The sequence below is a fragment of the Alteromonas sp. 1_MG-2023 genome (assembly GCF_030547075.1).
Classification (GTDB): Bacteria; Pseudomonadota; Gammaproteobacteria; order Enterobacterales; family Alteromonadaceae; genus Alteromonas.
On record NZ_JAUOQH010000011.1, the window covers coordinates 121,825 to 146,249 of the forward strand.

General features: G+C 43.8%; 25 protein-coding genes. 15 read left to right on the top strand and 10 right to left on the bottom strand.

Annotated elements, in window-relative coordinates; genetic code table 11:
* Positions 1-6: 6 nt before the first annotated feature.
* The 3 genes from pip (at position 7) to Q4561_RS13045 (ending at position 2,416) form a co-directional block, all read left to right on the top strand.
* Positions 7-981 (top strand): prolyl aminopeptidase, encoded by a 975-nt coding sequence (gene pip / locus Q4561_RS13035; protein WP_303461021.1) that lies wholly within the window; start codon positions 7-9, stop codon positions 979-981.
* Positions 981-1,418, top strand: coding sequence for a D-aminoacyl-tRNA deacylase (gene dtd / locus Q4561_RS13040; protein WP_303461023.1), 438 nt, complete (start codon positions 981-983; stop codon positions 1,416-1,418). Before pip ends, dtd begins: the two co-directional genes overlap by 1 nt.
* An 83-nt stretch (positions 1,419-1,501) precedes the next feature.
* Complete coding sequence (locus Q4561_RS13045; RefSeq protein WP_303461024.1) at positions 1,502-2,416, top strand: bifunctional GNAT family N-acetyltransferase/hotdog fold thioesterase; 915 nt, start codon at positions 1,502-1,504, stop codon at positions 2,414-2,416.
* Positions 2,417-2,657: 241 nt separating this feature from the next.
* Here the strand turns inward: Q4561_RS13045 and rpoH are convergent, their stop codons facing one another.
* The gene (gene rpoH / locus Q4561_RS13050; RefSeq protein ID WP_303461025.1) at positions 2,658-3,512 is read right to left on the bottom strand and encodes an RNA polymerase sigma factor RpoH; all 855 of its coding nucleotides are present in this window, start codon (positions 3,510-3,512) and stop codon (positions 2,658-2,660) included.
* A 661-nt stretch (positions 3,513-4,173) separates the two neighbouring features.
* Between rpoH and Q4561_RS13055 the strand changes: the two genes are divergently transcribed.
* Together Q4561_RS13055 and Q4561_RS13060 are read left to right on the top strand one after the other, a co-directional pair.
* Positions 4,174-5,403, top strand: coding sequence for an EAL and HDOD domain-containing protein (locus Q4561_RS13055; protein WP_303461026.1), 1,230 nt, complete (start codon positions 4,174-4,176; stop codon positions 5,401-5,403).
* Between the two features lie 129 nt (positions 5,404-5,532).
* Complete coding sequence (locus Q4561_RS13060) at positions 5,533-6,774, top strand: EAL and HDOD domain-containing protein (RefSeq protein WP_303461027.1); 1,242 nt, start codon at positions 5,533-5,535, stop codon at positions 6,772-6,774.
* A 19-nt stretch (positions 6,775-6,793) separates the two neighbouring features.
* Here Q4561_RS13060 and ftsX read toward each other — a convergent pair whose 3' ends face one another.
* Genes ftsX through ftsY form a run of 3 tightly spaced genes read right to left on the bottom strand, consistent with a single transcriptional unit; the run spans position 6,794 to position 9,931 of the window.
* Positions 6,794-7,774, bottom strand: coding sequence for a permease-like cell division protein FtsX (ftsX, locus tag Q4561_RS13065; protein ID WP_303461029.1), 981 nt, complete (start codon positions 7,772-7,774; stop codon positions 6,794-6,796).
* Entirely contained in the window at positions 7,771-8,460 is a 690-nt protein-coding gene (ftsE, locus tag Q4561_RS13070; RefSeq protein ID WP_013786290.1) for a cell division ATP-binding protein FtsE, read from the bottom strand. The genes ftsX and ftsE overlap by 4 nt, the downstream gene beginning before the upstream one ends.
* A 46-nt stretch (positions 8,461-8,506) precedes the next feature.
* A complete protein-coding gene (gene ftsY, locus Q4561_RS13075; RefSeq protein WP_303461030.1) occupies positions 8,507-9,931 on the bottom strand; it encodes a signal recognition particle-docking protein FtsY in 1,425 nt (474 codons plus the stop codon).
* Positions 9,932-9,997: 66 nt separating this feature from the next.
* Here ftsY and rsmD point away from each other — a divergent pair, with 66 nt between their 5' ends.
* Positions 9,998-10,714: a 16S rRNA (guanine(966)-N(2))-methyltransferase RsmD gene (gene rsmD, locus Q4561_RS13080; protein ID WP_303461031.1), complete on the top strand. Its 717-nt coding sequence runs from the start codon at positions 9,998-10,000 to the stop codon at positions 10,712-10,714.
* A gap of 49 nt (positions 10,715-10,763) precedes the next feature.
* On the opposite strand, the gene Q4561_RS13085 is transcribed toward rsmD, so the two are convergent.
* Together Q4561_RS13085 and Q4561_RS13090 are read right to left on the bottom strand one after the other, a co-directional pair.
* Entirely contained in the window at positions 10,764-11,345 is a 582-nt protein-coding gene (locus Q4561_RS13085) for a YjaG family protein (protein WP_303461033.1), read from the bottom strand.
* Positions 11,345-11,947 (bottom strand): YhgN family NAAT transporter, encoded by a 603-nt coding sequence (locus Q4561_RS13090; protein ID WP_303461034.1) that lies wholly within the window; start codon positions 11,945-11,947, stop codon positions 11,345-11,347. The genes Q4561_RS13085 and Q4561_RS13090 overlap by 1 nt, the downstream gene beginning before the upstream one ends.
* A gap of 378 nt (positions 11,948-12,325) precedes the next feature.
* Between Q4561_RS13090 and Q4561_RS13095 the strand changes: the two genes are divergently transcribed.
* On the top strand, positions 12,326-12,508 hold the full coding sequence (locus Q4561_RS13095; RefSeq protein ID WP_303461036.1) for a helix-turn-helix domain-containing protein: 183 nt from the start codon (positions 12,326-12,328) through the stop codon (positions 12,506-12,508).
* A gap of 120 nt (positions 12,509-12,628) precedes the next feature.
* Here Q4561_RS13095 and pepB read toward each other — a convergent pair whose 3' ends face one another.
* Positions 12,629-13,930 carry an aminopeptidase PepB gene (pepB, locus tag Q4561_RS13100; protein WP_303461037.1) on the bottom strand — a complete coding sequence of 434 codons (1,302 nt, stop codon included), beginning with the start codon at positions 13,928-13,930 and terminating at the stop codon, positions 12,629-12,631.
* 104 nt (positions 13,931-14,034) lie between these two features.
* Between pepB and sfsA the strand changes: the two genes are divergently transcribed.
* The 7 genes from sfsA (at position 14,035) to panC (ending at position 20,111) form a co-directional block, all read left to right on the top strand.
* A complete protein-coding gene (gene sfsA, locus Q4561_RS13105) occupies positions 14,035-14,736 on the top strand; it encodes a DNA/RNA nuclease SfsA (protein WP_303461039.1) in 702 nt (233 codons plus the stop codon).
* Between the two features lie 217 nt (positions 14,737-14,953).
* Positions 14,954-15,403, top strand: coding sequence for an RNA polymerase-binding protein DksA (gene dksA / locus Q4561_RS13110; protein WP_013786299.1), 450 nt, complete (start codon positions 14,954-14,956; stop codon positions 15,401-15,403).
* Positions 15,404-15,471: 68 nt separating this feature from the next.
* Complete coding sequence (gene gluQRS, locus Q4561_RS13115) at positions 15,472-16,500, top strand: tRNA glutamyl-Q(34) synthetase GluQRS (RefSeq protein WP_303461041.1); 1,029 nt, start codon at positions 15,472-15,474, stop codon at positions 16,498-16,500.
* Between the two features lie 98 nt (positions 16,501-16,598).
* Entirely contained in the window at positions 16,599-17,915 is a 1,317-nt protein-coding gene (gene pcnB / locus Q4561_RS13120) for a polynucleotide adenylyltransferase PcnB (RefSeq protein ID WP_303461043.1), read from the top strand.
* Positions 17,908-18,405, top strand: a complete 498-nt coding sequence (folK, locus tag Q4561_RS13125; protein WP_303461045.1) for a 2-amino-4-hydroxy-6-hydroxymethyldihydropteridine diphosphokinase — start codon at positions 17,908-17,910, stop codon at positions 18,403-18,405. The genes pcnB and folK overlap by 8 nt, the downstream gene beginning before the upstream one ends.
* A gap of 50 nt (positions 18,406-18,455) precedes the next feature.
* Positions 18,456-19,250: a 3-methyl-2-oxobutanoate hydroxymethyltransferase gene (gene panB, locus Q4561_RS13130; protein ID WP_303461047.1), complete on the top strand. Its 795-nt coding sequence runs from the start codon at positions 18,456-18,458 to the stop codon at positions 19,248-19,250.
* Positions 19,251-19,262: 12 nt separating this feature from the next.
* Entirely contained in the window at positions 19,263-20,111 is an 849-nt protein-coding gene (gene panC, locus Q4561_RS13135) for a pantoate--beta-alanine ligase (RefSeq protein WP_303461048.1), read from the top strand.
* Between the two features lie 120 nt (positions 20,112-20,231).
* Here the strand turns inward: panC and panP are convergent, their stop codons facing one another.
* Entirely contained in the window at positions 20,232-21,860 is a 1,629-nt protein-coding gene (gene panP, locus Q4561_RS13140; protein WP_303461050.1) for a pyridoxal-dependent aspartate 1-decarboxylase PanP, read from the bottom strand.
* Between the two features lie 275 nt (positions 21,861-22,135).
* Here panP and Q4561_RS13145 point away from each other — a divergent pair, with 275 nt between their 5' ends.
* Positions 22,136-22,855: an EAL domain-containing protein gene (locus tag Q4561_RS13145; protein ID WP_303461052.1), complete on the top strand. Its 720-nt coding sequence runs from the start codon at positions 22,136-22,138 to the stop codon at positions 22,853-22,855.
* A 76-nt stretch (positions 22,856-22,931) separates the two neighbouring features.
* On the opposite strand, the gene Q4561_RS13150 is transcribed toward Q4561_RS13145, so the two are convergent.
* Both Q4561_RS13150 and Q4561_RS13155 read right to left on the bottom strand, forming a co-directional pair.
* Positions 22,932-23,612 carry a tRNA (guanosine(46)-N(7))-methyltransferase TrmB gene (locus tag Q4561_RS13150; RefSeq protein ID WP_303461054.1) on the bottom strand — a complete coding sequence of 227 codons (681 nt, stop codon included), beginning with the start codon at positions 23,610-23,612 and terminating at the stop codon, positions 22,932-22,934.
* Positions 23,612-24,424, bottom strand: coding sequence for an ABC transporter permease (locus Q4561_RS13155; protein ID WP_303461056.1), 813 nt, complete (start codon positions 24,422-24,424; stop codon positions 23,612-23,614). Before Q4561_RS13155 ends, Q4561_RS13150 begins: the two co-directional genes overlap by 1 nt.
* Position 24,425: the final 1 nt, after the last annotated feature.

Below are 24,425 nucleotides of genomic sequence, written 5' to 3' on the forward strand. Positions count from 1 at the left end.
AATAAAATGAAACGACTTTACCCAGATGTTACCTGTTACCAAAATGGATTTATCGAGGTGGGATGTGGGCACTCTCTTTATTATGAGCAGAGCGGCAACCCTGAGGGTATTCCCGTCATCTTTATTCACGGCGGGCCTGGCGCAGGGCTACCGCCTAACTATAAGTGCTTCTTTGACAGTAATCGCTACCGCATTATTGGTTTTGAACAAAGAGGGTGCGGCCGTTCCACTCCTTCCGCCTGTATTAAAAATAATGATACTTGGCTCAATGTTGAAGATATAGAAACCCTAAGACGCTATCTTAATGTACCTGATTGGCTGGTATTTGGAGGCTCTTGGGGCTCAACCCTCGCGCTTCTCTACACTTTTAAATATGCCGCGCACGTTAATGGCCTTATTCTAAGAGGCGTATTCTTAGCCAGGCAGCAAGATAGAGATTGGTTTTTATCGCCAAACAGTGCTGCCGCCCAACTTTTTCCCGAATACTACCGTCAATTTATAAAGGGAATAGCGGCGCCTTTGACCAGTGCGTCCATCTGCGAGTACTACTACAACACCCTTAAAGCCGATAACGAAGTACAGCGTCACGCGGCATTAAAGCGCTGGTATCAGTGGGAAGAGAGACTCTCTCGCGTATCTTTACCCCCTGGCACCGGTGATTCTACCAGCCAATATCCCCTGTCACTGGTCACCACCCTAGCCACTCTTGAGTGCCACTTTTTAATCAACAAGTGTTTTCTAGAAGAAGGATACATACTTGATAATATTGATAAAATAAGTGATATTCCTGGCACTATTATTCATGGTCGATATGACATGATATGTAAGACGGAAGCCGCGGAAACATTGCATAAGTCATGGCCAGGCAGCCAACTGCAAATCATTCCTGAAGCTGGCCATAGTACTTCAGAGCCGGGTATTGCATATGCGCTGTGCCGCGCAACTAGAGACATGGCAAGGTTTTTAAAGGAGCAAAAATAATGATTGGGTTAGTTCAACGGGTATCAGAAGCCAGCGTGTCCGTAGATAACGAAATAATAGGTGAAATTGAACAAGGTATGCTGGTGTTACTCGGTGTCGAAAAAAATGACGGCCCTGAAGAAATAGAAAAGCTTGCCAATAAACTATGCCGATACCGTATTTTTTCCGATAGTGAAGGTAAAATGAATTTGAACGTTGAGCAAATTGGCGGAAAAATGCTTGTAGTATCGCAATTTACGCTAGTCGCCGACACCCAAAAAGGAAATCGCCCAGGCTTTTCTAGAGGCGCTACGCCAGAACACGGTAAAGCAATCTATCTACAATTCATTGAAACCCTTAAACACAAAGGCATTGTAGTGGAAACCGGGCAATTCGGCGCTGAAATGAAAGTTGCCTTAGTGAATGACGGACCCGCCACCTTCCAGTTTCAGGTATAATGAACATACTAGAATTAATCTTGTGCAGTTTAAAAGCGTAAGGTTAAATAGATTTTCACTCTTTCATACAAGGCCTCTCTATTGTGTATAAGGTTGTAACCCCTAAAAGCGATGCCGAATTCGAAGCCTATTTTCATTTTCGCTGGGCTTACCTTCGCCAACCTTGGAATTTCCCTCCTGGCTCAGAGAAAGATGAATACGAGCAAGTGGCTGAACACCGCACCATAGTGAACGGCAAGGGTGAAATTGTTGCCTGTGGCCGAGTACACTTAAATACTGCTGAAGAAGCCCAAATTCGTCATATCGCGGTACACCCTGAGCATCTTAGAAAAGGCTTAGGTCAGATGATAATGGACGCTTTAGAAAACGTGGCGAAAGAATTGGGTGCTATACGTGCGGTTACCAACAGCCGAGAAATCTCTATCGACTTTTTCAGCTCATGCGGCTTTGTAGTTGAACGAGAAGCGCCAAACGAATTGGGTATGCTAAGACGCCAGCAAATGGTGAAAAAGCTGACAGAGAATAATACCTTAGTACTACACCCTAAATGGTGTAAGTCACTGCAACAAACCTGGACGGATACCATTCCCATTACTGAACATATGGGTATTAAATTGTATCAATACACAGGCAGGACATTGGAAACCCGAGCATCACTTAATAAAAATATTAATGTTCACGGCACTATGTTTGCCGGCAGCATTTTTTCGTTGGCCACATTAACTGGCTGGGGAATGATTTACTTACAACTAAAAGAGCGTGGGCTAACAGGCGATATTGTATTAGGTGACGGCGATATTCATTATCATAAACCCATTACCATGAAGCCTAGGGCAATCTGTAATATTGAAACCTTATCTGGCAAATTTAAGCCGTTAGAAAAAGGTGAAAAAGCACGCTTTGCTTTAAATGTGGATATTTTGGACGGCGACAATGCAGTAGCAGAGTTTGAAGGCGTTTTTTGGGTATTACCCTCGCAAGATGAAACAACTGACTAGCAGCATCACTGTAGGGCGTAATGTAAGACTTGTTGTAGCACTTACTGTTAGGACGAACTGCATGCTTGTGTAACACGGTAAATTTAAGCCGAATTATTCTAGCACACACTGTTCAAACTCTCGTTCTCAAACCTCCCCTAACACTCTCTTTTATAAACAAAAAAAGCGCCAATAGGCGCTTTTTTCTATGAATTACTTACATAGTGCTCGTTTTCTTAACGAGTACTTAGTTAGCAAGTGCTTAGGCAACCATGGCAGCCTGAAGCTTTTTCATCGCGTTCTTTTCAATTTGACGAACACGTTCTGCAGATACTTCGTACTTATCAGCAAGATCTTGAAGTGTAATTTTGCTGTCAGCCAACCAACGAGTTTCGATAATGTCTTGGCTTCTATCATCTAGCGTTTTAATGGCCGAGTACAAACGCTTACTTGCGTTAGTATCCCAATCGTTGTTGATAACGTCCATTTCAACATCAGTTGATTTGTCTTCAAGAAATTGAACCGGTGCAAAGTTGCCCGTTTCGTCTTCGTCAGCAGAAAGATCGAATGCTTGATCTTGGCTGCTCATACGCGCTTCCATTTGAAGCACTTCCTTTGTACTCACACCTAGCTCGCTAGCTACCGTCTGCACCTCTTCGTGTGTAAACCAACCAAGACGCTTTTTAGCTTTACGCAAGTTGAAGAACAATTTGCGTTGCGCTTTAGTAGTAGCCACTTTAACGATGCGCCAGTTTTTGAGCACAAATTCATGAATTTCAGCTTTAATCCAATGCACGGCAAAAGAAACCAAGCGAACACCTACAGTAGGATCGAAACGCTTAACCGCCTTCATTAGACCAATATTACCTTCTTGGATAAGGTCAGCTTGTGGCAAACCATATCCTGAATAAGATTTTGCAATGTGCACAACAAAGCGTAGATGAGACATGACCAGCATACGTGCTGCTTCTAAATCTTCATCTTCGCGAAGGCGCACCGCTAATGCGCGCTCTTCTTCTGCAGTTAACATATCAATACGACTTACAGCTTGTACGTAGCCTTCAATGCTACCGCTGTGAGGAACTGATAGTGCTAGGGTTTGCAATTTATTGCTCATTATTCACCTCATTCTTTGCAACTTGATATTAGCAAAGTAACATCAGCCGCGCGAGACTTAATTGCGATGAGAAACTAAACCAGTTATTGGTATTTAGTAACCATCTTCTAAAGATCAAGACCACAAACTAAAAAAACAGTTCAATTATGTCTATTCTCTTTCCAAATTACTTGTACATTGTAGAAGGTACTTACTGATACGCTACAATGCTTAAATACTATCACCGTTATGTCACCTGAAGCATGTCATCGGAAGCGCCAAACCTCATCGATTGATGAATTGGCTTAAAAGCGACCTACCACGGTATAAGCATATTATACCGTCATAATGTACATAAAACATGCCATTCATCTTTCAAAAAGTTATATCAAACTTAAATTTGAATATATTTTGGTTATAAATGTACGGACGGCGGTAAATGAATACAGAAAGCCTATACCCTTATGTGGGCTTAAGCTATTTCAAAGTTTCGATTGATAGCATCGCTTTTTTAATTAATATAAGATATAAATTTTAAGCCTTGTAATATTAAGGGCGCAACTGGCAGGTATATCAAACAAGGTAACAACAAAAATCAATCAGCTTGTATAATCTATCAACTTGCAAAATTTTTTAATGAATTCAATCGCGTTTACTCGCGGCGAGAGCAAAGAGGCACTCGATGTTCGCATATGTAGCTAGACAACCCATATTCGACGTAGACAGGAACGTTTACGCTTACGAATTACTTTTTCGGATAGGTGAAGACAACTGTTTTCCTGATATTCCACCCGACGAGGCTACTTCAAAAATTCTGACCTCAACCCATTTAAGCTTGGGTATAGAAGAAATAACTGGCGATAAGAAAGCATTTATAAACTTTCATCGCGATACGTTAATGTATCGTTTTCCTACTTCGCTTGATGCAAGTAAGGTTGTCATAGAAATTGTTGAAACCGTAGAAGTAGATGATGCATTAATCGCGGCGTGTAAGCATATACGTGGTTTAGGCTACCCTATTGCACTCGATGACTATGACATGGAAAACAAATGGGATGCCTTCATTCCGTTTACTAGTATTGTCAAAATCGATATCACAGAAATTCCTCATGAGACGATCCCTTCATTAGTTGAACGCTTCAAAGCACACAATATTGAACTTGTGGCAGAAAAAATTGAAACCTACGAAGAGTTTCGTAAATTTAAAGAAATGGGCTTTGACTACTTCCAAGGCTATTTCTTAGCTAGGCCTGAAATAGTACGCCATCGTAAGTTAGGCCCAAGTGCACTGACAATGATGGAGTTGTTAACGCTAAGCAGCCAGCCTATATTGAATTTTGATGAAGTAAATCGAATTATTGAGCGAGATCCCTCGCTAACCTACTTACTACTTCGCTTTATTAATAACCCGCTTATTAACAAGCGAAACAAAATTACGTCGTTGAAACATGCGCTTAATTTTATGGGCGAGGTAGAAGTTAAGAAGTTTATTGCGTTACTTGCGCTGGCTAATTTGAATGATGGCCAGCCGCTAGAACTCATGAAGATGGCACTTGTGCGCGCTAAGTTCTGCGAACTTGTTTTTATCTCTTTTAAGGCGCAAGAGAATCCATTAACTGGATTTTTAACCGGCCTACTGTCCATGCTTGATGCCATGATGGAACAGCATATTGATGAGTTGGTGAGTAAGGTTCCCATTAGCGATAATGTAAAAGATGCCCTTTGCGGTAAACCTGGGGTGTTGAAAGACTGCCTTACGTTGGTTAAGTATTTCGAAAGGGCGAACTGGGCCGGCATTAAGAAGTTTTCCAGTAAATATAAAATTCAGCAAACCATGCTGCATGAATATTATAATGAAGCAATGAAATGGGCACATCAGGTACAAGTGTCGGCTAGCGTTGAAAAAAAGTAACTCAAACCAGTAAATGATTTAATGAAAGAAGCGCTTCAAATTAACGCGACTTTCGGAAATGCATGTTATGGTAGTGTAAATTACAATAATATCCGTTGATGCCATTCAACGTATTAGTAGGGAACTTGTATGTTCGCGTTTATCGCTCGCCAACCAATTTTAGATAAAACAAAAGACGTATTTGCTTACGAGCTTTTGTTTCGCGATGGCAAAGCTGGCGCTTATCCCGAGCATACCCCCGAAAAAGCGAAGTACATCTCCGAGCATTTTCATCCGTTAGGCCTTGACGACATTTGTGGTGAGAAAACCTCTTTCATCAATTTTTCGTCAGAAACGATTATTTCTCGTTTCCCGACCACGTTAAATCCTGAGTCTGTGGTGGTTGAATTAGCAGACAATCCTTTTGCACAAACTGGGTTGTTAGAAGCTTGCCAACATATCAAGCGCATGGGTTTTCGTATCGCTATTGACGATCCTATGATGCTAAGTGCTAAACACGAAATTCTTCCTCTTGTTGATATTGTTAAGGTCGATTTATCTCAAATTCGTTATGAAAATATCGAAAAAAATATTCCGCGCTACCTTGATGCTAACGTTAAGTTAGTTGCTGAACAGGTTGATACTCAAGACCAGTTTGTGACCAGCATGGATTTAGGCTTCGATTTTTTCCAAGGCTATTTCTTCGCGCAACCTGAAGCACGTATATTGCGCCAACTGCCTGCATCGAAAATGAATATTGTCGATCTGATTGGCGAATGCTCTAACGATAAGTTTGATATTGAAAGAGTAACCCAAATCGTTGAGCGAGATGCTGCGCTTAGTTATCTATTGCTAAAATTCATTAACAATCCAACAATTAATAAGCGCTACAAGATATCCTCACTAAAACATGCCCTAAATTACATGGGTGAAGTGGAAGTGAAGAAGTTTATCGCACTACTTAGTTTGACTAATTTAGGTGATGATAAGCCATTAGAAATTATTCATATGTCTTTAGTCAGGGCAAAATTTTTCGATTTACTGGCAGCCAAACGAGGCTTAAAAGCAAATCCGCCGCTAGGCTTTTTGGTAGGGTTATTTTCGCTGTTAGATGCGCTATTAGACCAGTCGATAGAGGATGTACTTAAGCAGTTGCCGCTATCAGAAGAATTAAACGATGCTATCTTAGGAAAGACGGCTGAATTTAATAGCTACATGAGCCTAGTTCGTGCCTTCGAAGGGGCATTATGGATGAATGTCATTAAGCAGGCAAAGACGCTGGATATCGACCAGAAGCAACTTCATATCCTTTACAACCAAGCCATTGTTTGGGGTAACGGGGTAAGAAGTGCCATTACTACTCACTTTCCTCGCGCGCCAGTTCAAGCCTAGCGCGCACCAAACCAAAAACTTATTTTGGCTCTATTTGCCTAACATGGCGCTGTACTGAAATAAGCGAACCCAGCAAGCCCAATGTAATCGACAGACCCAGCATGGTTAATAACGCGGTGCCCGTGAGCCCTGTGATATTGAAGTCTTTTTGATACATTGCCGCGAAGGTTTCAATACTGCTATCCATCCACCACAAAATGATGATAACGGCGAACCACGCCATTAACCCGCCAAGCAAACCATACCAAAAACCGGTATACAGAAACGGGCGGTGAATAAAGGCATCGGTTGCCCCCACTAGCTTCATCACCACTATTTCATCATGCTTATTAAGAATATTCAGTCTTATGGTATTTCCAATAATCAGCACTACAGCAAAGAACAACAAAACGCCAATAAAGGTGACAAGGTCGCTGGCGATATTAATAACCGCGTAGAGGCGCTCTAACCATTCTATATCTAACTTACCGATATCGACTTCTCGTTGCTGCTTAAGCTTGTCTAGTAGAGCTTGAGCTGCGCTCGGGGAAGCATATTTATCATTAGGCGTAACTAGCACAACATCTGGTAACGGGTTACTTTGCAAATAAGCGATTGCATCACCTAAACCGGATAAATGCTGAAACTCTTTTAACGCATCATCAGCGGGTATAAACACAACCGAACCTATTTCCTCCCATGTGTTTAACCTTGCCACTAATTGCTGCGAATTAGCGGCTGAAATATTCGGTTTTAGAAACAGAGATATTTCTGACGCTTGCTCCCAGCCTGCGGTAATTTTTTCGGTATTTTTAACCATAATATAAAGCGTGCTGGGTAGTGTAATACTTAACCCCAATACCCCAATGGTCATTAGCGAAGCAGCTGGCTGGCGCCAAAGCTCACCTAAACTTGATAGCGCTTGTCTTACATGGCTAACGAAAAACATCATTATTGACTGCACTAGCCCAACTTTACTGGACGACGCACCTTGGCTTCTACCTTTAAATAGAATACTCATTGCCAGTTCCCATTTAGGTCATCCGTTAAGCCATCGGTTATCATTTGGCCGTCTTTTAACGTGAGTGTGCGATATTTCATTCGGGCAATTAACCCTAAATCATGGGTGGCGATGAACACAGATACACCGGCTTGGTTGAAATCTTCAAACAAGCGAATAATCTCCATAGAAAGCTTAGGGTCGAGGTTTCCGGTAGGCTCATCGGCAAGGAGTAATGGAGGCTTATTCACCACAGCACGCGCTATACCTACACGCTGCTGCTCACCGCCAGATAACATAATCGGTAAGTTACGGCTTTTATCACGAAGCCCCACCATTTCTAGGGCGGCATCTACACGCTTACCAATTTCTTTGTGGGTATAACCTTCAATAACTAATGGCAATGCTACATTATCGAACACTGATTTATCCATTAACAATTGGTGGCTTTGGAAAATCATGCCGATATCGCGGCGAATATACGCAATATCTCTTCGGCTAATCGCGTTTAGGTCATGACCATTAATAAGCACACGACCCACAGTGGGGCGTTCCATAATACTGATAAGTTTAAGCAGCGTACTCTTACCGGCACCAGAATGACCGGTTAAAAAAGCCATTTCTCCGGGCGCGATATGAAAATCCACTTTGCTTAGCGCCCGTTGTCCGCCAGGGTAGGTTTTGCTTACTTGCTCAAACTTTATCATGCATGTTCCCTACTACCCTATTCCTGTAATTAGCTATGAATACTGTTTACTCGCCGCTATCAATTTCACTAAATAGTGCATCGATAAATTCTTGGCCGTCGAACTGGCGTAAGTCATCAATACCTTCACCAACCCCTATATATCTGATAGGTATACCAAATTTATCAGCAATTGAGAAGATAACACCACCTTTTGCAGTACCATCTAGTTTGGTAAGGGTTATACCGGTTAAACCAACGGCTTGATTAAATAGCTTCGCTTGGCTAATGGCATTTTGACCTGTGCCTGCATCTAGGGTAAGCATAACTTCATGAGGCGCATTAGGGTTCAGCTTTTTCATTACCCGCACAACTTTCTTGAGCTCTTCCATCAAGTTATCTTTATTCTGTAAACGCCCAGCTGTATCGGCGATAAGAATATCTGTTTTGCGGGATTTAGCTGCTTCTAGCGCATCGTAAAGTACTGACGCACTGTCCGCGCCCGTATGCTGCGCAATAACCGGAATACTATTTCGCTCACCCCATACTTGCAATTGTTCAACCGCAGCCGCCCTAAAGGTATCCCCCGCAGCCAGCATTACTTTTTTACCTTGCTGCTGGAACTGTTTCGCTAATTTACCAATGGTAGTCGTTTTACCTACACCGTTAACCCCAACCATTAGAATAACGAAAGGGCCTTCATCGCTATTGTGGGCATTAATAGCATCGCTCAGCGGTTCATTTACTTTTGAAAGCATGCCAGCCATTTGTTGCTTTAATATATCTAGCAAGGCTTCTGCGTCTTTAAGATCTTTACGGCTGGCGCTGTCCGTTAAATGGGTAATGATTTTTTGCGTGGTATCCATACCCACATCAGCAATCAATAACTGAGTTTCTAAATCTTCATATAATTCATCATCAATAGCCTTGCCTTTGAATAAGCTAACTAAGCCGCTGCCTAAGTTGGCTTTAGTGCGAGATAGGCTTTCTTTAAGGCGTGAAAAGAGTGATTTCTTTTCTTTCGGTGCTGGCGCTGTCTCAACTACAGGTGCAGTTTCCACAACAGGCTCGCTAACCATGTCGGTTGCTTCTGCTTCTAAAACGTTAGCCTCTTGATTGGCACTAGCAACAACAGGCGCTTCGCTTTCGCTCTCATTTTTGCTCTCTGGTTCAAGGGCTTCACTTACCGTGATAGGTAAGTCAGCTGCAACTTCACTGTTATCCACTAATGTCGTGGGCGCGGGGTCATCAGCAACGGTTTCAAGGGCGTCTATTTCAACCGCGCCTGACGGGTCTGGTACAACACTGACTGGCGTAGGGTCTTCTTCTACTGAAACCGGGACTGATACCTCTGCGGCTTGCTCAAGGTCTGAAGTTTGTGTTTCATCAGGTAAAACGGCGCTTTGATCAACCGGCTTTTGCTCTTGGTTTTCCTGTGCTTTTTGCTTATCTGCTTTTTTGTTCTTACCGAACCAGCCAAAAAGTTTCGACATTGTTAAGACAAATCCTTATAAATACTGGGCAATTTCGGCTACACTTGCCGAATATTGAATAACCCCATGATACCATTGTCAGCGACTATGAAGCGAGTTTCTCGCCCATCCAGGGCATCTTCACCTGCAAAAAAATCCAATTCTGCTCACGCAAAAGCGAAAGCTGGGCATATTCGCATTATTAGCGGCCAATGGCGGGGACGAAAGCTACCGGTACTCGACACTGAAGGGTTGCGTCCAACTACTGACAGAAATAAAGAAACCTTGTTCAATTGGCTGATGCCTTATTTAAATGAAGCAAGGTGCTTAGATGTGTTTGCGGGCTCGGGTGGATTGGGCTTAGAGGCATTATCTCGTTACGCCCTTTCTTGCGATTTTGTTGAATTAGATAAATCGGCAAATGCACAGTTAAAAAAGAATTTGGCGATGTTAACCGCTAATAATGCGCAAGCGGCTAATGTGGAAGCCGCTAATACAAAAGCGGCTAATACAAAAGCGGCTAATAAAAAAGATCATAGCGTACATCAAGGCGATGCTTTAGCGATTTTACCCACATTATCGGGTAAAAATTTCGATATTATATTTGTCGACCCGCCGTTTAACAAAGGGTTGATTGAGCCAACGTTGTCGGCTATTGAAGCCAATAAATTACTATCGAACGACGGTGTATTGTACGTAGAACACGAAGCAAATCTTGCGCCCATTACTTTGCCAAACCACTGGCAAATTATAAAAGAAAAGCGCACATCGGCGCTTTGCTATTATTTGATAAAGGCTGCGTAGCAAAATTTTTGTCTCGGGGTAAACGCTTTAAGCCCTTACCACCGAAACGTTAAGCCAAATCGAGTCCAATATTCGAAATACCTTCTTCTAGCGCTATCGCTTTAAGGGCATCGGCAGTACTAGCAGGTGACTTCCCAGCTTCTACGCAGTCTAGCAACGCTTCTTGAACCGCTACTTCAAACACCATAAGCGGGTGTTCTTTTACGGTTTCATCGTCAGCTTCACCGCTTTCTAGCAAGTAAGCTTCTACGCTACCTTGAGAAAGTTTACTCACAACCACGGCACCTTGTGGATCGTCGCCAGCGATAAGGTTAAGCACCGCGGCTAGCCCGATAGCAGCATCAATAGCTGGGTACACGCCATAGGTATCAAAATCGCTAGTATCTGGGGTAGCCACTTCTACTTTTTCAAGTTGCACACCAATGTTGAACTTACTTTTAGGCGCTTTAACTGACTCCCACACCAAGTTCAAACAATTGCGAATACCTTCTTTATCACCAAATTCGGTGAGTTCACAAAATAGCTCGTAGTTGGGGATCATCCGTTCTAGCAAGGCAGCACTGAATGCAACCGCTTTGTATCCTTCAAGAGCGCGCACGCGCCCAAATGTATTAAGTTTTTGCTTTGCCATTAATTAGCTCCGGTGGCATGCATAAAGTATTGAGTAGCACCATCAAGAAGCATTTGAATGGCTATCATGACGAGGATCATCCCCATTAATCGTTCCATAGCAACAAGGCCACGTTCGCCTAATAGCTTATGAAATACATTAGAAAACATCAAAATTACTGCACTGATTGACCAAGAGGCACCAAGTGCTAGCGCCCAGTCAGACATGCGGTCTGGGTTCTGGTTTGCCAGAAGAATGAGCGCCGCGAGTGTCGATGGCCCCGCTATCATTGGAATTGCAAGAGGCACCAAAAATGGTTCTTCACCAACCGCCAGCCCACTTGGGTTACCTGCCGATGGGAAAATCATTTTAAGCGCAATTAAGAACAAAATAATACCACCAGCAATACTGACAGTTTCTTGTTCAACATTGAGAAAATTCAATACCGATTGGCCGCTGAACAGGAATAAAAACAAGATCCCAAGCGCAAATAACAATTCCCTAATAAGAATCATTTGCCGTCTACGGGGTTCAATCGACTTTAAAACCGACATGAACACAGGCAAATTACCTAAAGGATCCATGATCAAGAATAACATGACGGCAGCTGACCAAGTATCCATTTTTTCTTATTCCCCAATAACTTGCTGCGAGACGCTGACAGCAAAAACATATTTCATTAAACAATTTTCAGCATTGTACAAAAAAGCGTTCGTTATTTGTCAATTTTAGACCTAAATATTCATAATTCTGGTTTTACAAAAAATACGCTCTCAATTGGTGCCTAGTAAGCGCATAGTGCAAAATTAAATAATTGAGCTATTCTCGTAATTCTGTATTGATTCATATCATTAGTGTATACGCGCCTCAATAATTTAGCCCGTAGCGAAATGCCAACAGCGCTTACTACGCGAGTAAACTGAGTTAATCATAGCTAATGAGCGTGGACTGAATAAACGCAAGTGCATTTTAAAGACTAGACAAGGTTGGAGACCAAAAGAATGAGTTTGATGACGGTAAAAGAAGTAGCCACTTTTTTAGATGTTCAAGAAGTGAGAGTAGAGCGTTTAGAAAGAGAAAGTCTTTTAGTGGCGAAAGATAAAGATGCTGAAGGTAACCCGTTATTTGATAGCGACGATGTGAAGCGTTATAAAGTTCTCGCTGAGCGCTTAGGCGGCATTTAAATCGCTTTGCATAGGCGCAAAAAAAGCATTACTAGCATGTTGTTCAATGCATTGTCGGTAAAGATAAATGGATGAGCAATGTCACCACCTTATTACGGTGGCGACATGCAGTATGTTGGCTTATTTAAAGTCTTGAAGCATTCTTGCAATACTTCGAATACCTTTTGCCGTTGCACCTACTGGCATTTCAGCGGTTGCACCACCGTGATAGGCTGCAGCTAAATCTAAGTGCACCCATCCCTTGCCTTCAGGATTCACAAAGCGTGATAGAAAACCTGCCGCATTAGAGGCACCGCCACCGCCGCCACCTTTCATAGGTCGGCTGTTTGCTGTATCAGCAAAGGCAGATGGGCAACGGTCTGCATGAAATGCTTCAATAGGTAGTGGCCAAAAACGTTCGTTTTCAGCAGTCGCCGCCGCTAGCATTTGTGAGCGTGCATGATCATCCATTGAAAATACTGCGTGATAATCAGATCCTAACGCCACCATGGCGGCACCGGTTAAAGTGGCTGCATCGATAATTAATGGCGCGCCAGTTTCTGTTGCCGCCATTAAGCCATCAGCCAATACCAAACGACCTTCCGCATCAGTATTCACTACTTCTACAGTCACGCCGTTTTTGTAGGTAAGTACATCACCCAATTTATAAGCATGGCCACTGATTAGGTTTTCTGCACAGCATAAAATAAGTTTTAAACGCTTACTAATGCCTTGGCTTATGGCCAAACCGAGCGCACCGGTCACGGTGGCTGCACCACCCATGTCACATTTCATATCAAGCATACCTTCACTTGATTTGATGCTGTAGCCACCGCTATCAAACGTAATACCTTTACCAACAAGTACCGCCTCAACTGGCGCGTCTGGGTTACCTGTTGGATTGTAATCAAGCTCTAACATTACTGGCGGGCGTTCGCTACCTCGACCTACATTATAAATGCCTGTCCAACCTGCATCTTTTAATTCTTCACCCACGGTCATGGTATATGAAACATGCTCTTTGCCTAAATCAGACAACCAAACTGCCGCACGCTGGGCTAACGTTTCAGGGCTTAAGTCTTCAGGTGTATCGTTCACCAACTGGCGGGTAAATAATAAAGCAGCGTAATTTTGTTCTAACCATTGCTTATCGTCGTTATCGGCCCATTTAATGGTTGATGGATTACGGGCTCGGGTAAAGCTCAATGCGAACGCCCATTGTTGCTCTTTGTTCCACTGACCAGTTAAGGTCACTTCTGGAACATTTAAACCATCAAGCTTACGCGCCACTTGTTGAATGGTACGCTCATGCGCGCCACCTTCACGGCAATCACCGTCTGGCAAGTGGATGACTGCGCCATTTTCACTAAAAGAGAGCTTAGTATTTTCTCCCCACGCACTATTGGCTTTATCTGAAGATAAGCTTACGGTAAATTCTGCCATTACGTTTTAATCCTTATATATTTTTTGCGTTTCATTGCCGGAGTAGAAGTTTAGTTCTAGCAGCGCAATGCTTTAAAATTTATGTCGTTATGGGCCTAACTACTATGTTTTTTTCGCCAGCATTAATACGCGGCACCTTGATTAAGCGTTATAAACGCTTTCTTGCCGACGTTGAACTTGAAGACGGCTCAATCGTTACCGCACATTGCCCTAATACGGGTGCCATGACTGGCTGCGCCGAACCTGGCTACACCGTCTACTTAAGTGAATCTAACAACCCTAAACGAAAGTTAAAGTACACTTGGGAGCTTGCCCAAACTTTCGACGGCGATTTCATTGGCATTAACACTCACAATGCTAATAAATTGGTGGCGGAAGCACTGAATAACAAGGTCTTGTCTGCATTTTCTGATATTAGCCAATGGAAAGCTGAGGTAACACCTCCTGGAGGCAACAGCCGATTCGACTTTGCATGTACAACTAATGACACCTTACATTATGTAGAAGTGAAATCTGTCACCCTAGCACGGGACAGAGATGGATATTTTCCTGATGCGGTAACCGCAAGAGGTGTAAAACATTGTTTAGAGCTTGCAGAACTCTCTCAACAAGGTATAAGTACCTGCTTGTTATTTTGTGTTCAACATACAGGCGTGCATTCTGTTCAAGTAGCACGAGATATTGATCCTGTTTACGCCGACGCCGTAAACACTGCGCTGGCATCAGGGGTAAAAATTCTCGCCGCTGGCTGTACAATTGATGAACAAAAAATAGTTATAAATCAACCACTACCAGTAAATGTGTGAAAAATAGGTTGATTTTTTTCATTTCGCCTTCATATTTGCGCCTTGTTTTACTGGAAGTACGTTAAATACGTTAACTAGTAACAGTGCTGACTTTTAATTAATATCATCAGCATAATAATTACATAGACACGAGCAATTGCTTGTAATGAACGGTCTTGATGTAGTTAACCGATTCATTCAGGACAAGATGGATGTCGTAGTGTAGGAGATGTGGCAGATGCCAACAGGAAAAGAAACAAAATCTCTAGGGCTATTAGCACTAGCAGGATTGCAGCCGTACCAGGCTACCGCTGACGAAGAGTACATGGGCGAGCCGCAAATGGAACACTTCCGTTTACTGCTTAAAGCATGGCGCAACCAACTTCGTGAAGAAGTTGACCGTACCGTAACGCACATGAAAGACGAAGCAGCAAACTTTCCAGACCCGGTAGACCGCGCTGCTCAAGAAGAAGAGTTCAGCCTTGAATTGCGTACCCGCGACCGCGAACGCAAGTTAATCAAGAAGATTGAGAAGACGCTTAAGCGTATTGAAGAAGATGACTTTGGTTTTTGTGACCAATGTGGCATTGAAATCGGTATTCGCCGCTTAGAGGCCCGTCCTACTGCCGATCTGTGTATCGACTGTAAGACCATGGCAGAAATCAAAGAAAAGCAACTACAGGGTTAATAGACCTTAGTAGTCAGTTATACGCCTCTTAGTATTTACTATAGAGGTGTGTAACCGTATTTCTCTCGATGCAATCTACAAATAATGCCTCACCTCTATATGTCGGCCGCTTCGCGCCTTCGCCGTCAGGGCAACTTCATTTCGGTTCTTTAGTCACCGCGCTCGCTAGCTATCTAGACGCACGTCATCATAATGGCCAATGGCTGGTCCGAATGGAAGATATTGACGAACCTCGGTGCTTGCCTGGTGTAGACAGCGACATTTTGCATACCCTTGAATGCCATGGCCTTCATTGGGATGGTGATATTTTGTATCAGCGAAAGCAGCATGCAAGGTATCAAGCCAAACTGGAAAGTTTATTGGCTAGCAGCTCTGCCTATTTTTGTGCCTGCACCCGCAAACAAATAAAAGCCAACGGTGGCCACGATAATCAATATTGTCGGCACCTAGGCCTAACTGCCCAGTCATTTTCAGCGTTAGTACCAGCATCAGAATCTCATAACCGAGGCTTAGCGGTGCGGCTAAAGCTTGATTGCCACCTAGATACGTTTGACGACGGCATCATGGGAACGGTTTATTCCAGCAGCAATGGGCTTAAGCAAAGCAGTTTTGTAGATAGCGGTTTTATAGAAAACGCTCAGGAAGAAAGCGCTCAAATCGAAGATGTAGTTATTAAGCGAAGCGACGGCCTATTTGCGTATAATTTTGTGGTGGCGTTAGACGATGAATACCAAGGGGTAACTGACATTATAAGAGGTAGCGACCTTTTAGATGTTACTCCGCTTCAACGTGCTATATATGATACCTTAGGTTGCAGTGTGCCTCAGTATGCTCATGTTCCAGTTGCTTCGGTATCGGCAGGGCGAAAATTGAGTAAACAAAACCATGCTACCCCAATTAACAATGAGAACGTGTTAGAAAATATCGTTAATGGCCTGTCTTTCTTAGGCCAAGGTGAATATAACCCTAACGAATTTGAAAATGCCACACAACTGCTTACTATGGCAATATCAGGCTGGGATAGGAAATTAGTACCTAAAATAGCCGAAATTATTGTGGGAAAGCACGAATCCACTTATTATAGCCATCCTTTATAACCTTCGGAGACTTCACCATCATTCATCGTGTTTTCAATTCTGTTAAGCGAGCCTTTACTAAGGAACATACCGCTGACAATGTACTAGAGCCTCGTGTCATGACTCGTGGGGAGCACGGCATCTCTCGCGAAGATGTGAGCCCTAATGCGTTGAAAGTCATGTATCGCCTTAACGGAGCAGGCTTCGAGTCTTATTTGGTCGGAGGTTGTGTTCGCGATATTTTGATGGGACATGAGCCAAAGGACTTTGATGTGGCAACCAATGCCACACCGGAACAAATTAAAGGGCTGTTTAGAAACTGCCGCTTGATTGGCCGTCGTTTCAGACTAGCCCACATAGTCTTTGGTCGTGAAGTAATAGAAGTAGCGACCTTCCGCGGCCATCACACCGAAGAGTCTGAAGCAAAAGAAGTACCGAAGAACAAAGCAGTGTCAAAACAAGATGCCCATGGGCAATTGGTCAGAGACAATGTTTTTGGCAGTATTGAAGAAGATGCCGAACGCCGTGATTTCACATTCAATGCTATGTACTACAGTGTGGCAGACTTCACCGTAAAAGATTTTGCGAATGGCCTAGAAGCTATTGAAAAGCGCGAAGTGCGCTTAATTGGCGATCCTGAAGTGCGTTATCGTGAAGATCCGGTTCGCATGCTACGGGCCGTGCGGTTCGCCACTAAGCTTTCAATGCGTATTAGTGATGACACCGCGGCACCTATGGAGCAGTTAGCCAGTTTGCTCAACAATATTCCGGCTGCTCGTTTGTTCGAGGAAACCTTAAAGCTGTTCTTATCTGGTCAAGGTGAGAAAACCTTTATGATGCTGCGAGAGTACGGCTTAATTGCACCGTTATTTCCACAACTTGCACCGTTTATTCAAGACGAAAATAGTCGTGAAATGCAGTTTGTACGAAAAGTGCTGCAAAATACTGATGAAAGAATTAACAACGAGCAACGAGTTACACCTGCATTTTTATATGCTGCATTGCTCTGGTATCCGCTAGAAGAGCGCGCACAAATTATGCAGGCAGAGTCTGGGTTAAGCGCGCATGATGCATTCAACCTTGCGTCAACTGAAGTGATTGCGAAACAGACGCAACGCATTATGATCCCTAAGCGTTTTTCCACAGTTATTCGCGACATTTGGATTTTACAGCAACGCCTTCCCAAGCGTTTTGGTCGTCGTGCCTTTCAGCTGTTAACCCATCCTAAATTTCGTGCCGGTTATGATTTTCTGCTCGTTCGCGGGCAGGTTGAAGGCGGAGCCCTATTGGAACTAGCCCAGTGGTGGACACATTTTCAGCACGGCGAACCTAGCAAGCAAAAGAAAATGTTAAACGACTTACGTCGTCAAGAAGGTGATGGCCCAAAACCAAGAAAGCGTAAACGTCGCCCAGCATCGAGAAATACCGATGCATAAAGAGCACGTTTATATTGGTATTGGTAGTAATTTGGGCGACCCTGTACAACACGTTGAAGATGCTTTTATCGCGTTAGGTTTACTTGAAGGCACTCGCGTACTTACCTGTTCGTCGCTGTATTCCAGTAAGCCCATGGGGCCGCAAGACCAACCCGATTATATTAACGCAGTATGCTTGATTGAAACGACCCTAGAGCCTCATAAGCTACTTGGTGAGTTACAGCGAACTGAGCATGACTTTGGCCGAGAGCGTAAAGGACAGCGCTGGGGAGCACGAACCCTAGATTTGGACATATTACTTTACGGTAGCCAAACTATTTCTAGTACCGATCTTACGGTGCCGCATGTAGGCATGTCAGAACGGGAATTTGTGTTGGTTCCTCTCTTTGAAATAGCCCAATCTATGGTCATGCCCGACGGAAAACCTATTTCACACTGGGTTGCAAAGTGCTCTCTTGACGGTCTTAAACGCCTGCGCGCTTCCATTTAGCTTCAAAATCCGTATAGTTCGCCCCATTATTCTTTCCCTGGAAGGTTGCTATGAAGAAAATTACCGTTTCTGGCTTACTTAAAAAGAAGCAAGCTGGCGAAAAAATTACCTCACTAACAGCTTACGATGCCAGCTTTGCCAAAATGTTTGATGAGCAAGGTATTGATGCACTACTGATTGGCGATTCGCTCGGCATGGTGCTTCAGGGAGAAAGCGACACCTTACCGGTAACCATTGAAGATATTGAATACCATACGCGCAGCGTAAGGAAAGGCACAGAACGCGCCTTCGTATTAGCTGACATGCCGTTTATGTCTTACGCCACCCCAGAGCAAACATATGCGAACGCGGGTAAGCTAATGGCTGCTGGTGCAAGCATGATTAAAATGGAAGGTGGAAGCTGGTTATGCGAAACCATTCAGGGTTTGAATTTGCGCGGCGTGCCTGTATGTGGTCATTTAGGGCTCACGCCTCAGTCGGTACATGTGTTTGGTGGATTTAAAATACAGGGCCGTGAGGCAGATAAAGCAGAAAAATTGTTAGCAGAAGCCAAAGCGCTTGAAGCAGCAGGTATTCAGCTACTTGTGCTAGAGTGCGTGCCGTCTTCATTAGGTAAGGCCGTAAGCGAAGCGCTAACCATACCAGTAATTGGTATTGGCGCAGGAAACGATACAGATGGCCAGATTCTGGTGATGCATGACATGTTTGGTATTAGCGCCAACTACATGCCTAAGTTTTCAAAAAACTACCTTGCCGAGACGGGCGACATGCGCAAGGCCGTTCAGCAGTATATAGCAGAAGTACAAAGTGGTGCTTTCCCGTCCCCTGAGCACAGCTTTGAGTAACGAGGTTTAAATATGAAGGTTGTTGACGACATTGCGTCATTACGAAAACTAACTACTGAATGGAAATTCAGTGGTAGCACCGTTGGGTTTGTTCCTACCATGGGAAACCTCCACAACGGGCACTTAAAACTCGTTAAACGGGCCAAAGCTCATAATTCCCGAGTGGTAGTGAGTATTTTTGTTAACCCTATGCAATTTGGTGTCAACGAAGATTTAGACGCATATCCGCGCACGATTAAAGAAGATAAAGCCAAGCTTATTGAAGCGGGTGTTGATGCCGTATTTTTACCCAGCGTTAGCGATATGTATCCCGGCGGTGTTGAGCATCAAACGGTAGTAGAAGTACCCGACATTTCGGATATTCTATGTGGTGCAAGTCGTCCAGGGCATTTTCGCGGTGTCGCGACGGTAGTGAGCAAACTGTTTAACATGGTTCACCCTCACGATGCATTTTTTGGTGAAAAAGACTTTCAGCAATTACAGGTTATTCGCACTATGGTGCGCGACCTTTCTATGGGCGTGACCATTCATGGCATTCCTACAGAGCGTGATGTATCTGGCTTAGCCTTAAGTTCTCGTAACGGTTATTTGACTGACGAGCAACGTCATACTGCGGCGACTATTTACAGTGAAATGACATCACTGAAAGCACGCATAGAGGCGGGCGAACGAAACTATGTGGCGTTAGCGGCTGACCTTGCAGATATCCTAACCGACTCGGGCTTTAACAATGACTATGTTCATATTGTTAATGCCGAAAGTCTAAAACCTGCGAAACAAACCGACAAACACTTAGTTATTTTAGTTGCCGCTTTTCTGGGTAATACCCGTCTTATCGATAACCTTCAAATCCAGTTGTAGACTGAGTTAAAAACTAAATTATAGATCGGGCGCTATAACACGCACGCTATAAATCAAACCCAATAAAAAAGCCCTCGCTGTCACGCGGGGGCTTTCAATATAAAAGCTTTGCGGGCATGTTTACGCCGCAGGTATTGTCTCTATCATCTTCACCAATTCTTTATACAACTTCGTTTTCGTAGCAATAGTATGTTGCTCTTCAAGGATATTGCGTAGGTCTTGATTACTGGTAAGTGGGTTGGCTAACACTACCCTGAACACTGTTATGCAGTTCGTAGGGTATTCTGGGGCCTCTAAACGCGTACGAGAGACAAACGACTTCCCAGCCTCTCGTTGCTGCTTCTGTACGATTACAGTGAGCCTATCAAGCTTCTCGTTGATTTTCGCTTTTGTAGCATCGTCAGCCAGTTTTAGCTTTTTTTGCAAGCCTTCTGGGCAAACACGATAGGTGAGTAGCGAAAGCGTGGGTGAGGTGGTTAGCTCAAAGTCAGGGTGCTTAGTAATCATGTCGGCATACGTGCCGGCTTTCTCAATACTTCTGTCGATAAGTAACTCGTAACCTCTGCGCCCAAAGATATGCATGGCGGAGTACACCATCATAGCCATGCCGTTGCGCGAACCTTCAAGGGTAGTCGCGCCTAAATCTTTAGAGCCTGCACGCAGAATATATTGTGCATGGTGTCGTACTGCATTGGCATCTTCAGGGTTTTTGAATAACGCCATGCCTGCCCCCATTGGCACATACATTTGTTTATGGGCATCTATGGTAACTGAATCGGCACGCTCAATTCCTTTTAAACGATGTTTATATTGCGACGAAAACAAAGTTGCCCCGCCCCACGCCGCATCTACATGGAACCAACAGCCTAGCTCTTTTGCCACATCAGCCAATTCGTTTAATGGGTCGACATGCCCAGTTTCGGTAGTACCACCAACACCGACAATGGCCAGCAGCTTATTGCCTTCTTCCTGATAGCGTTTCCCTGCAGCTAGCGCTTTTTCAGGGTCCAGCGTTTGATTCGGCGCCGGTAGTGTCAGTAACTGATCGCGACCTAACCCTAGGGCATCAACCGCTTTTGATAATGAATAGTGTCCACGTTTACTGCACATCACACCTAAGTGATTAATGTCGTGGAATCGGTAAGCGGCAGCTAAACCTGCCTTGGCCACACCAGCAAAGCCCTCTTGCGGCCCAAGGATTTTATTTCTCGCTACCCAAAGTGCGGTGATATTGGCAATAGTGCCGCCAGAACAAAAGGCACCTAAAGAACGTTTGGCACTGTGTAAATGGCTGTCGTAGAAGTCTTTCGACTCATCATAGACAAGGTTGTGCATCATACCTAACACTTGGCGCTCAAGCGGCGTGAATGCCTTTGAGGTTTCTATTTTCACTAAGTTTTGATTAAGCCCCACCATTAACTTTGATAGCGGCAAATGAAAATACGGCAATGCAGAGGTCATATGACCAATAAACGTAGGTGAATAGGTATTTACCGAATGAGCAACCAGCTTATCTAGCAAGCTTTCTGCATGCGTAGACACGAACTCTGGCGATTCAGGGACTTTTGAGTCGGAGAAGTCTTTCTCAATTTCTTCTAGCGAGGTTTTTTTGGTAACAACGTGCTGTGACAAGAAATCTAAGATATTGTCAGATAAATGTTGTTCAATTTGAGCCATCTTTGAGTCTTTGTGTTCAGGCTTGGTAAATACCCTAAACAGGTGCTCTAGACTAACTTGCGCTTCACCCACTCAACCAACCTCACTTCAAATGACTCTTTTTCAAGAAACTACAACCCAACTTCGTTGCCCTCGCTGAAAGCCATCATAATACTTTCAGGGTCACGAACTTTACCTTAGATTGCCTATTACGCCAAGGGTATCCCAATGAATTGCCCTTGTATCAACACAAGATATTCTGCGGTGATAATGCGTTATCAATAAGATGAAGTAACCTAAACTTCTCAAATACTGACGGGTAGTGCTATATTTTGGCTACACACACGAAGAAAAATAAAGGCTATTGCATGCCAATAAGAGCGGTTAGTGAAGCTGTTTCTATCAATAACATCGTCCCTTATTTTCAACCCATCATGGATTTGAGGTCGAAACGTGTGTGGCGTTACGAATGTTTAGCGCGTTTAATTACCGCAGAAGACAAAACCTTTTTGCCTAGTGAGTTTCTCTACTTGATTGAACGAGAACAGCATGTAAAGGCACTCACTGAAGCAATGTTTATTCAAAGCGCCCGCTATTTTCGTCATCTCCATGTACCGTGGAGCATTAATATAAGCGCGGCAGATTTACTAAACACCAATCTTACAAACACGCTTATTTCTCATTTAATCGACTACCCAAACCCAGAAAGAGTGAGCATTGAGATAAGTGCTGCTAGTGCACTAACCCACCCTGAATTAATGCAGGAATTTGTTGAGAGGAGCGCAGAAGCAGGACTTGGGGTTTTCTTAGACAATGTGGGAGAAAACCCAGGTAATATCAATGCTATTTTAAATATGCCAATTAAAGGTATTAAGCTAGCCGGTGGCCTAATAAGCCACTACGAACAAAATACAGGCGTACAGGATTACGTTGATAACTTATTAGCGCTCTGCGACAAGCGCAATATTTGCGTAGTAGCAGAGCACATAGAAACAAACTTACTGCTTGAAAGCGTCAACAAGTTACCCATACAGTATGCGCAAGGCTATGTATTTAGCCCGCCGCAACCTACCACGCAACCTCACTAAGCGAGCAGTAAGCGTGAAGATAATAAATAACCGCCGTATGACCTTCGAAATAGCTAGCACTTAGTATTCTCATCGGCTACGCGCCGCCATCGACCTCTTCTGAGTAACAACTAAGTGACCAGCAGTGCTGCCCGCTAGCACGGTATTTGCGTTCAAAAGGGGTCATGGCGTTATCAGACGTAATTTCAGTCAAATCAGACACCAAACCGTAATGCGTAGCCGCTTGAGCAAATTCCATTAAGTAAACCAACCAGTTACTACGCACTTCAATATTGGGGGTAATGGCCATTAAGTCTGCCATGGCTGCACTACCGTGCCAGCGTTTTTGCACCTGGGTTTTCTTCGGATACGGGTTTGGATAGAACAAACAATGCTGGATCACCTTCCAATTGGCCCGGTGAACCAGTCGCCAAAAGTCATTCACATCAGCGCGGATAACCCGATAATTATCTTGCCCGGCTGAATAATGCTGATGTTTGTCCACCCGCTGCGCCGATTTATCTAAACCAATAACGCGGCATTCAGGGTTCGCCTTAGCAATATTTGCTGTGCTTTCACCTACGCCACAACAAGAATCCAAAATAATATCGCCGGTAAACCCGTCTAACCATTCGGTTGCTTCGTTAAAGGCGAGTTGCGTGTGCTCACCTATAGGTCGCTGGTTTTCAGATGACTTATAACGTTTTACTAAGTCATCGAGTTTTTCGTGCACACCTTCTTGGTTCGTAGTGATGCCTCTAGAATTCCCACTTGCCATTAACTACGTATTCCTTTGCCGGTTTTAAGCAGGTAATAAGCAACGGCAAACAACACCACGTTGAAGCCCACTAATAATGACAGCGATAAGGTGACATCAACATCTGAAACCCCTAAAAATCCATAGCGAAAGCCATTTACCATATACACAACAGGGTTGGCTTTACTTACCCACTGCCAAAACTCGGGTAAAAGCGAGAGTGAGTAAAAAACGCCGCCAAGGTAGGTTAACGGTGTTAGTACGAAGGTGGGTACCACACTAATATCATCGAAGGTTTTAGCAAAAATAGCGTTAATTAACCCTGCTGTCGAAAACAGTGAAGAGGTGAGTAATACCGTAAGAATAATGATGCCAATATGGTGTATTTGCACATCAACAAAGAATAGCGATACCAAGGTGACAATAATGCCGATTAATACAGCCCTAGCTACACCTCCCCCTACAAAACCTAGAATTATCACTGAGGTGGGCACGGGGGAAACCAGTAACTCTTCAATATTGCGTTGAAACTTGGCGCTGAAAAAAGACGAGGATACGTTTGCGTATGAGTTGGTAATGACCGACATCATGATCAAACCTGGAACTATAAATTCCATGTAAGAGAACCCGCCCATTTCGCCTATTCGGTTACCGATAAGGCTACCAAAAATAACGAAATACAAGCTCATGGTAATAGCGGGCGGCACCAAAGTTTGGATCCAAATGCGTAAAAAGCGAGTGCATTCTTTTATCCAAATGGTGGTTAGCGCCACATAGTTTTGTTTAAACCAGCCAATCTTTTCTTCCGACTGTGTGTTTGTCTGTGAACTCATT

Coding starts and splice junctions, on each gene's coding strand:
- pip (WP_303461021.1), top strand. CDS start 7: ATGAAACGACTTTACCCAGATGTTACCTGTTACCAAAATGGATTTATC.
- dtd (WP_303461023.1), top strand. CDS start 981: ATGATTGGGTTAGTTCAACGGGTATCAGAAGCCAGCGTGTCCGTAGAT.
- rpoH (WP_303461025.1), bottom strand. CDS start 3,512: ATGAGCAATAAATTGCAAACCCTAGCACTATCAGTTCCTCACAGCGGT.
- Q4561_RS13055 (WP_303461026.1), top strand. CDS start 4,174: ATGTTCGCATATGTAGCTAGACAACCCATATTCGACGTAGACAGGAAC.
- Q4561_RS13060 (WP_303461027.1), top strand. CDS start 5,533: ATGTTCGCGTTTATCGCTCGCCAACCAATTTTAGATAAAACAAAAGAC.
- ftsX (WP_303461029.1), bottom strand. CDS start 7,774: ATGAGTATTCTATTTAAAGGTAGAAGCCAAGGTGCGTCGTCCAGTAAA.
- ftsE (WP_013786290.1), bottom strand. CDS start 8,460: ATGATAAAGTTTGAGCAAGTAAGCAAAACCTACCCTGGCGGACAACGG.
- ftsY (WP_303461030.1), bottom strand. CDS start 9,931: ATGTCGAAACTTTTTGGCTGGTTCGGTAAGAACAAAAAAGCAGATAAG.
- rsmD (WP_303461031.1), top strand. CDS start 9,998: ATGATACCATTGTCAGCGACTATGAAGCGAGTTTCTCGCCCATCCAGG.
- Q4561_RS13085 (WP_303461033.1), bottom strand. CDS start 11,345: ATGGCAAAGCAAAAACTTAATACATTTGGGCGCGTGCGCGCTCTTGAA.
- Q4561_RS13090 (WP_303461034.1), bottom strand. CDS start 11,947: ATGGATACTTGGTCAGCTGCCGTCATGTTATTCTTGATCATGGATCCT.
- Q4561_RS13095 (WP_303461036.1), top strand. CDS start 12,326: ATGAGTTTGATGACGGTAAAAGAAGTAGCCACTTTTTTAGATGTTCAA.
- pepB (WP_303461037.1), bottom strand. CDS start 13,930: ATGGCAGAATTTACCGTAAGCTTATCTTCAGATAAAGCCAATAGTGCG.
- sfsA (WP_303461039.1), top strand. CDS start 14,035: ATGTTTTTTTCGCCAGCATTAATACGCGGCACCTTGATTAAGCGTTAT.
- dksA (WP_013786299.1), top strand. CDS start 14,954: ATGCCAACAGGAAAAGAAACAAAATCTCTAGGGCTATTAGCACTAGCA.
- gluQRS (WP_303461041.1), top strand. CDS start 15,472: ATGCAATCTACAAATAATGCCTCACCTCTATATGTCGGCCGCTTCGCG.
- pcnB (WP_303461043.1), top strand. CDS start 16,599: ATGACTCGTGGGGAGCACGGCATCTCTCGCGAAGATGTGAGCCCTAAT.
- folK (WP_303461045.1), top strand. CDS start 17,908: ATGCATAAAGAGCACGTTTATATTGGTATTGGTAGTAATTTGGGCGAC.
- panB (WP_303461047.1), top strand. CDS start 18,456: ATGAAGAAAATTACCGTTTCTGGCTTACTTAAAAAGAAGCAAGCTGGC.
- panC (WP_303461048.1), top strand. CDS start 19,263: ATGAAGGTTGTTGACGACATTGCGTCATTACGAAAACTAACTACTGAA.
- Q4561_RS13145 (WP_303461052.1), top strand. CDS start 22,136: ATGCCAATAAGAGCGGTTAGTGAAGCTGTTTCTATCAATAACATCGTC.
- Q4561_RS13150 (WP_303461054.1), bottom strand. CDS start 23,612: ATGGCAAGTGGGAATTCTAGAGGCATCACTACGAACCAAGAAGGTGTG.
- Q4561_RS13155 (WP_303461056.1), bottom strand. CDS start 24,424: ATGAGTTCACAGACAAACACACAGTCGGAAGAAAAGATTGGCTGGTTT.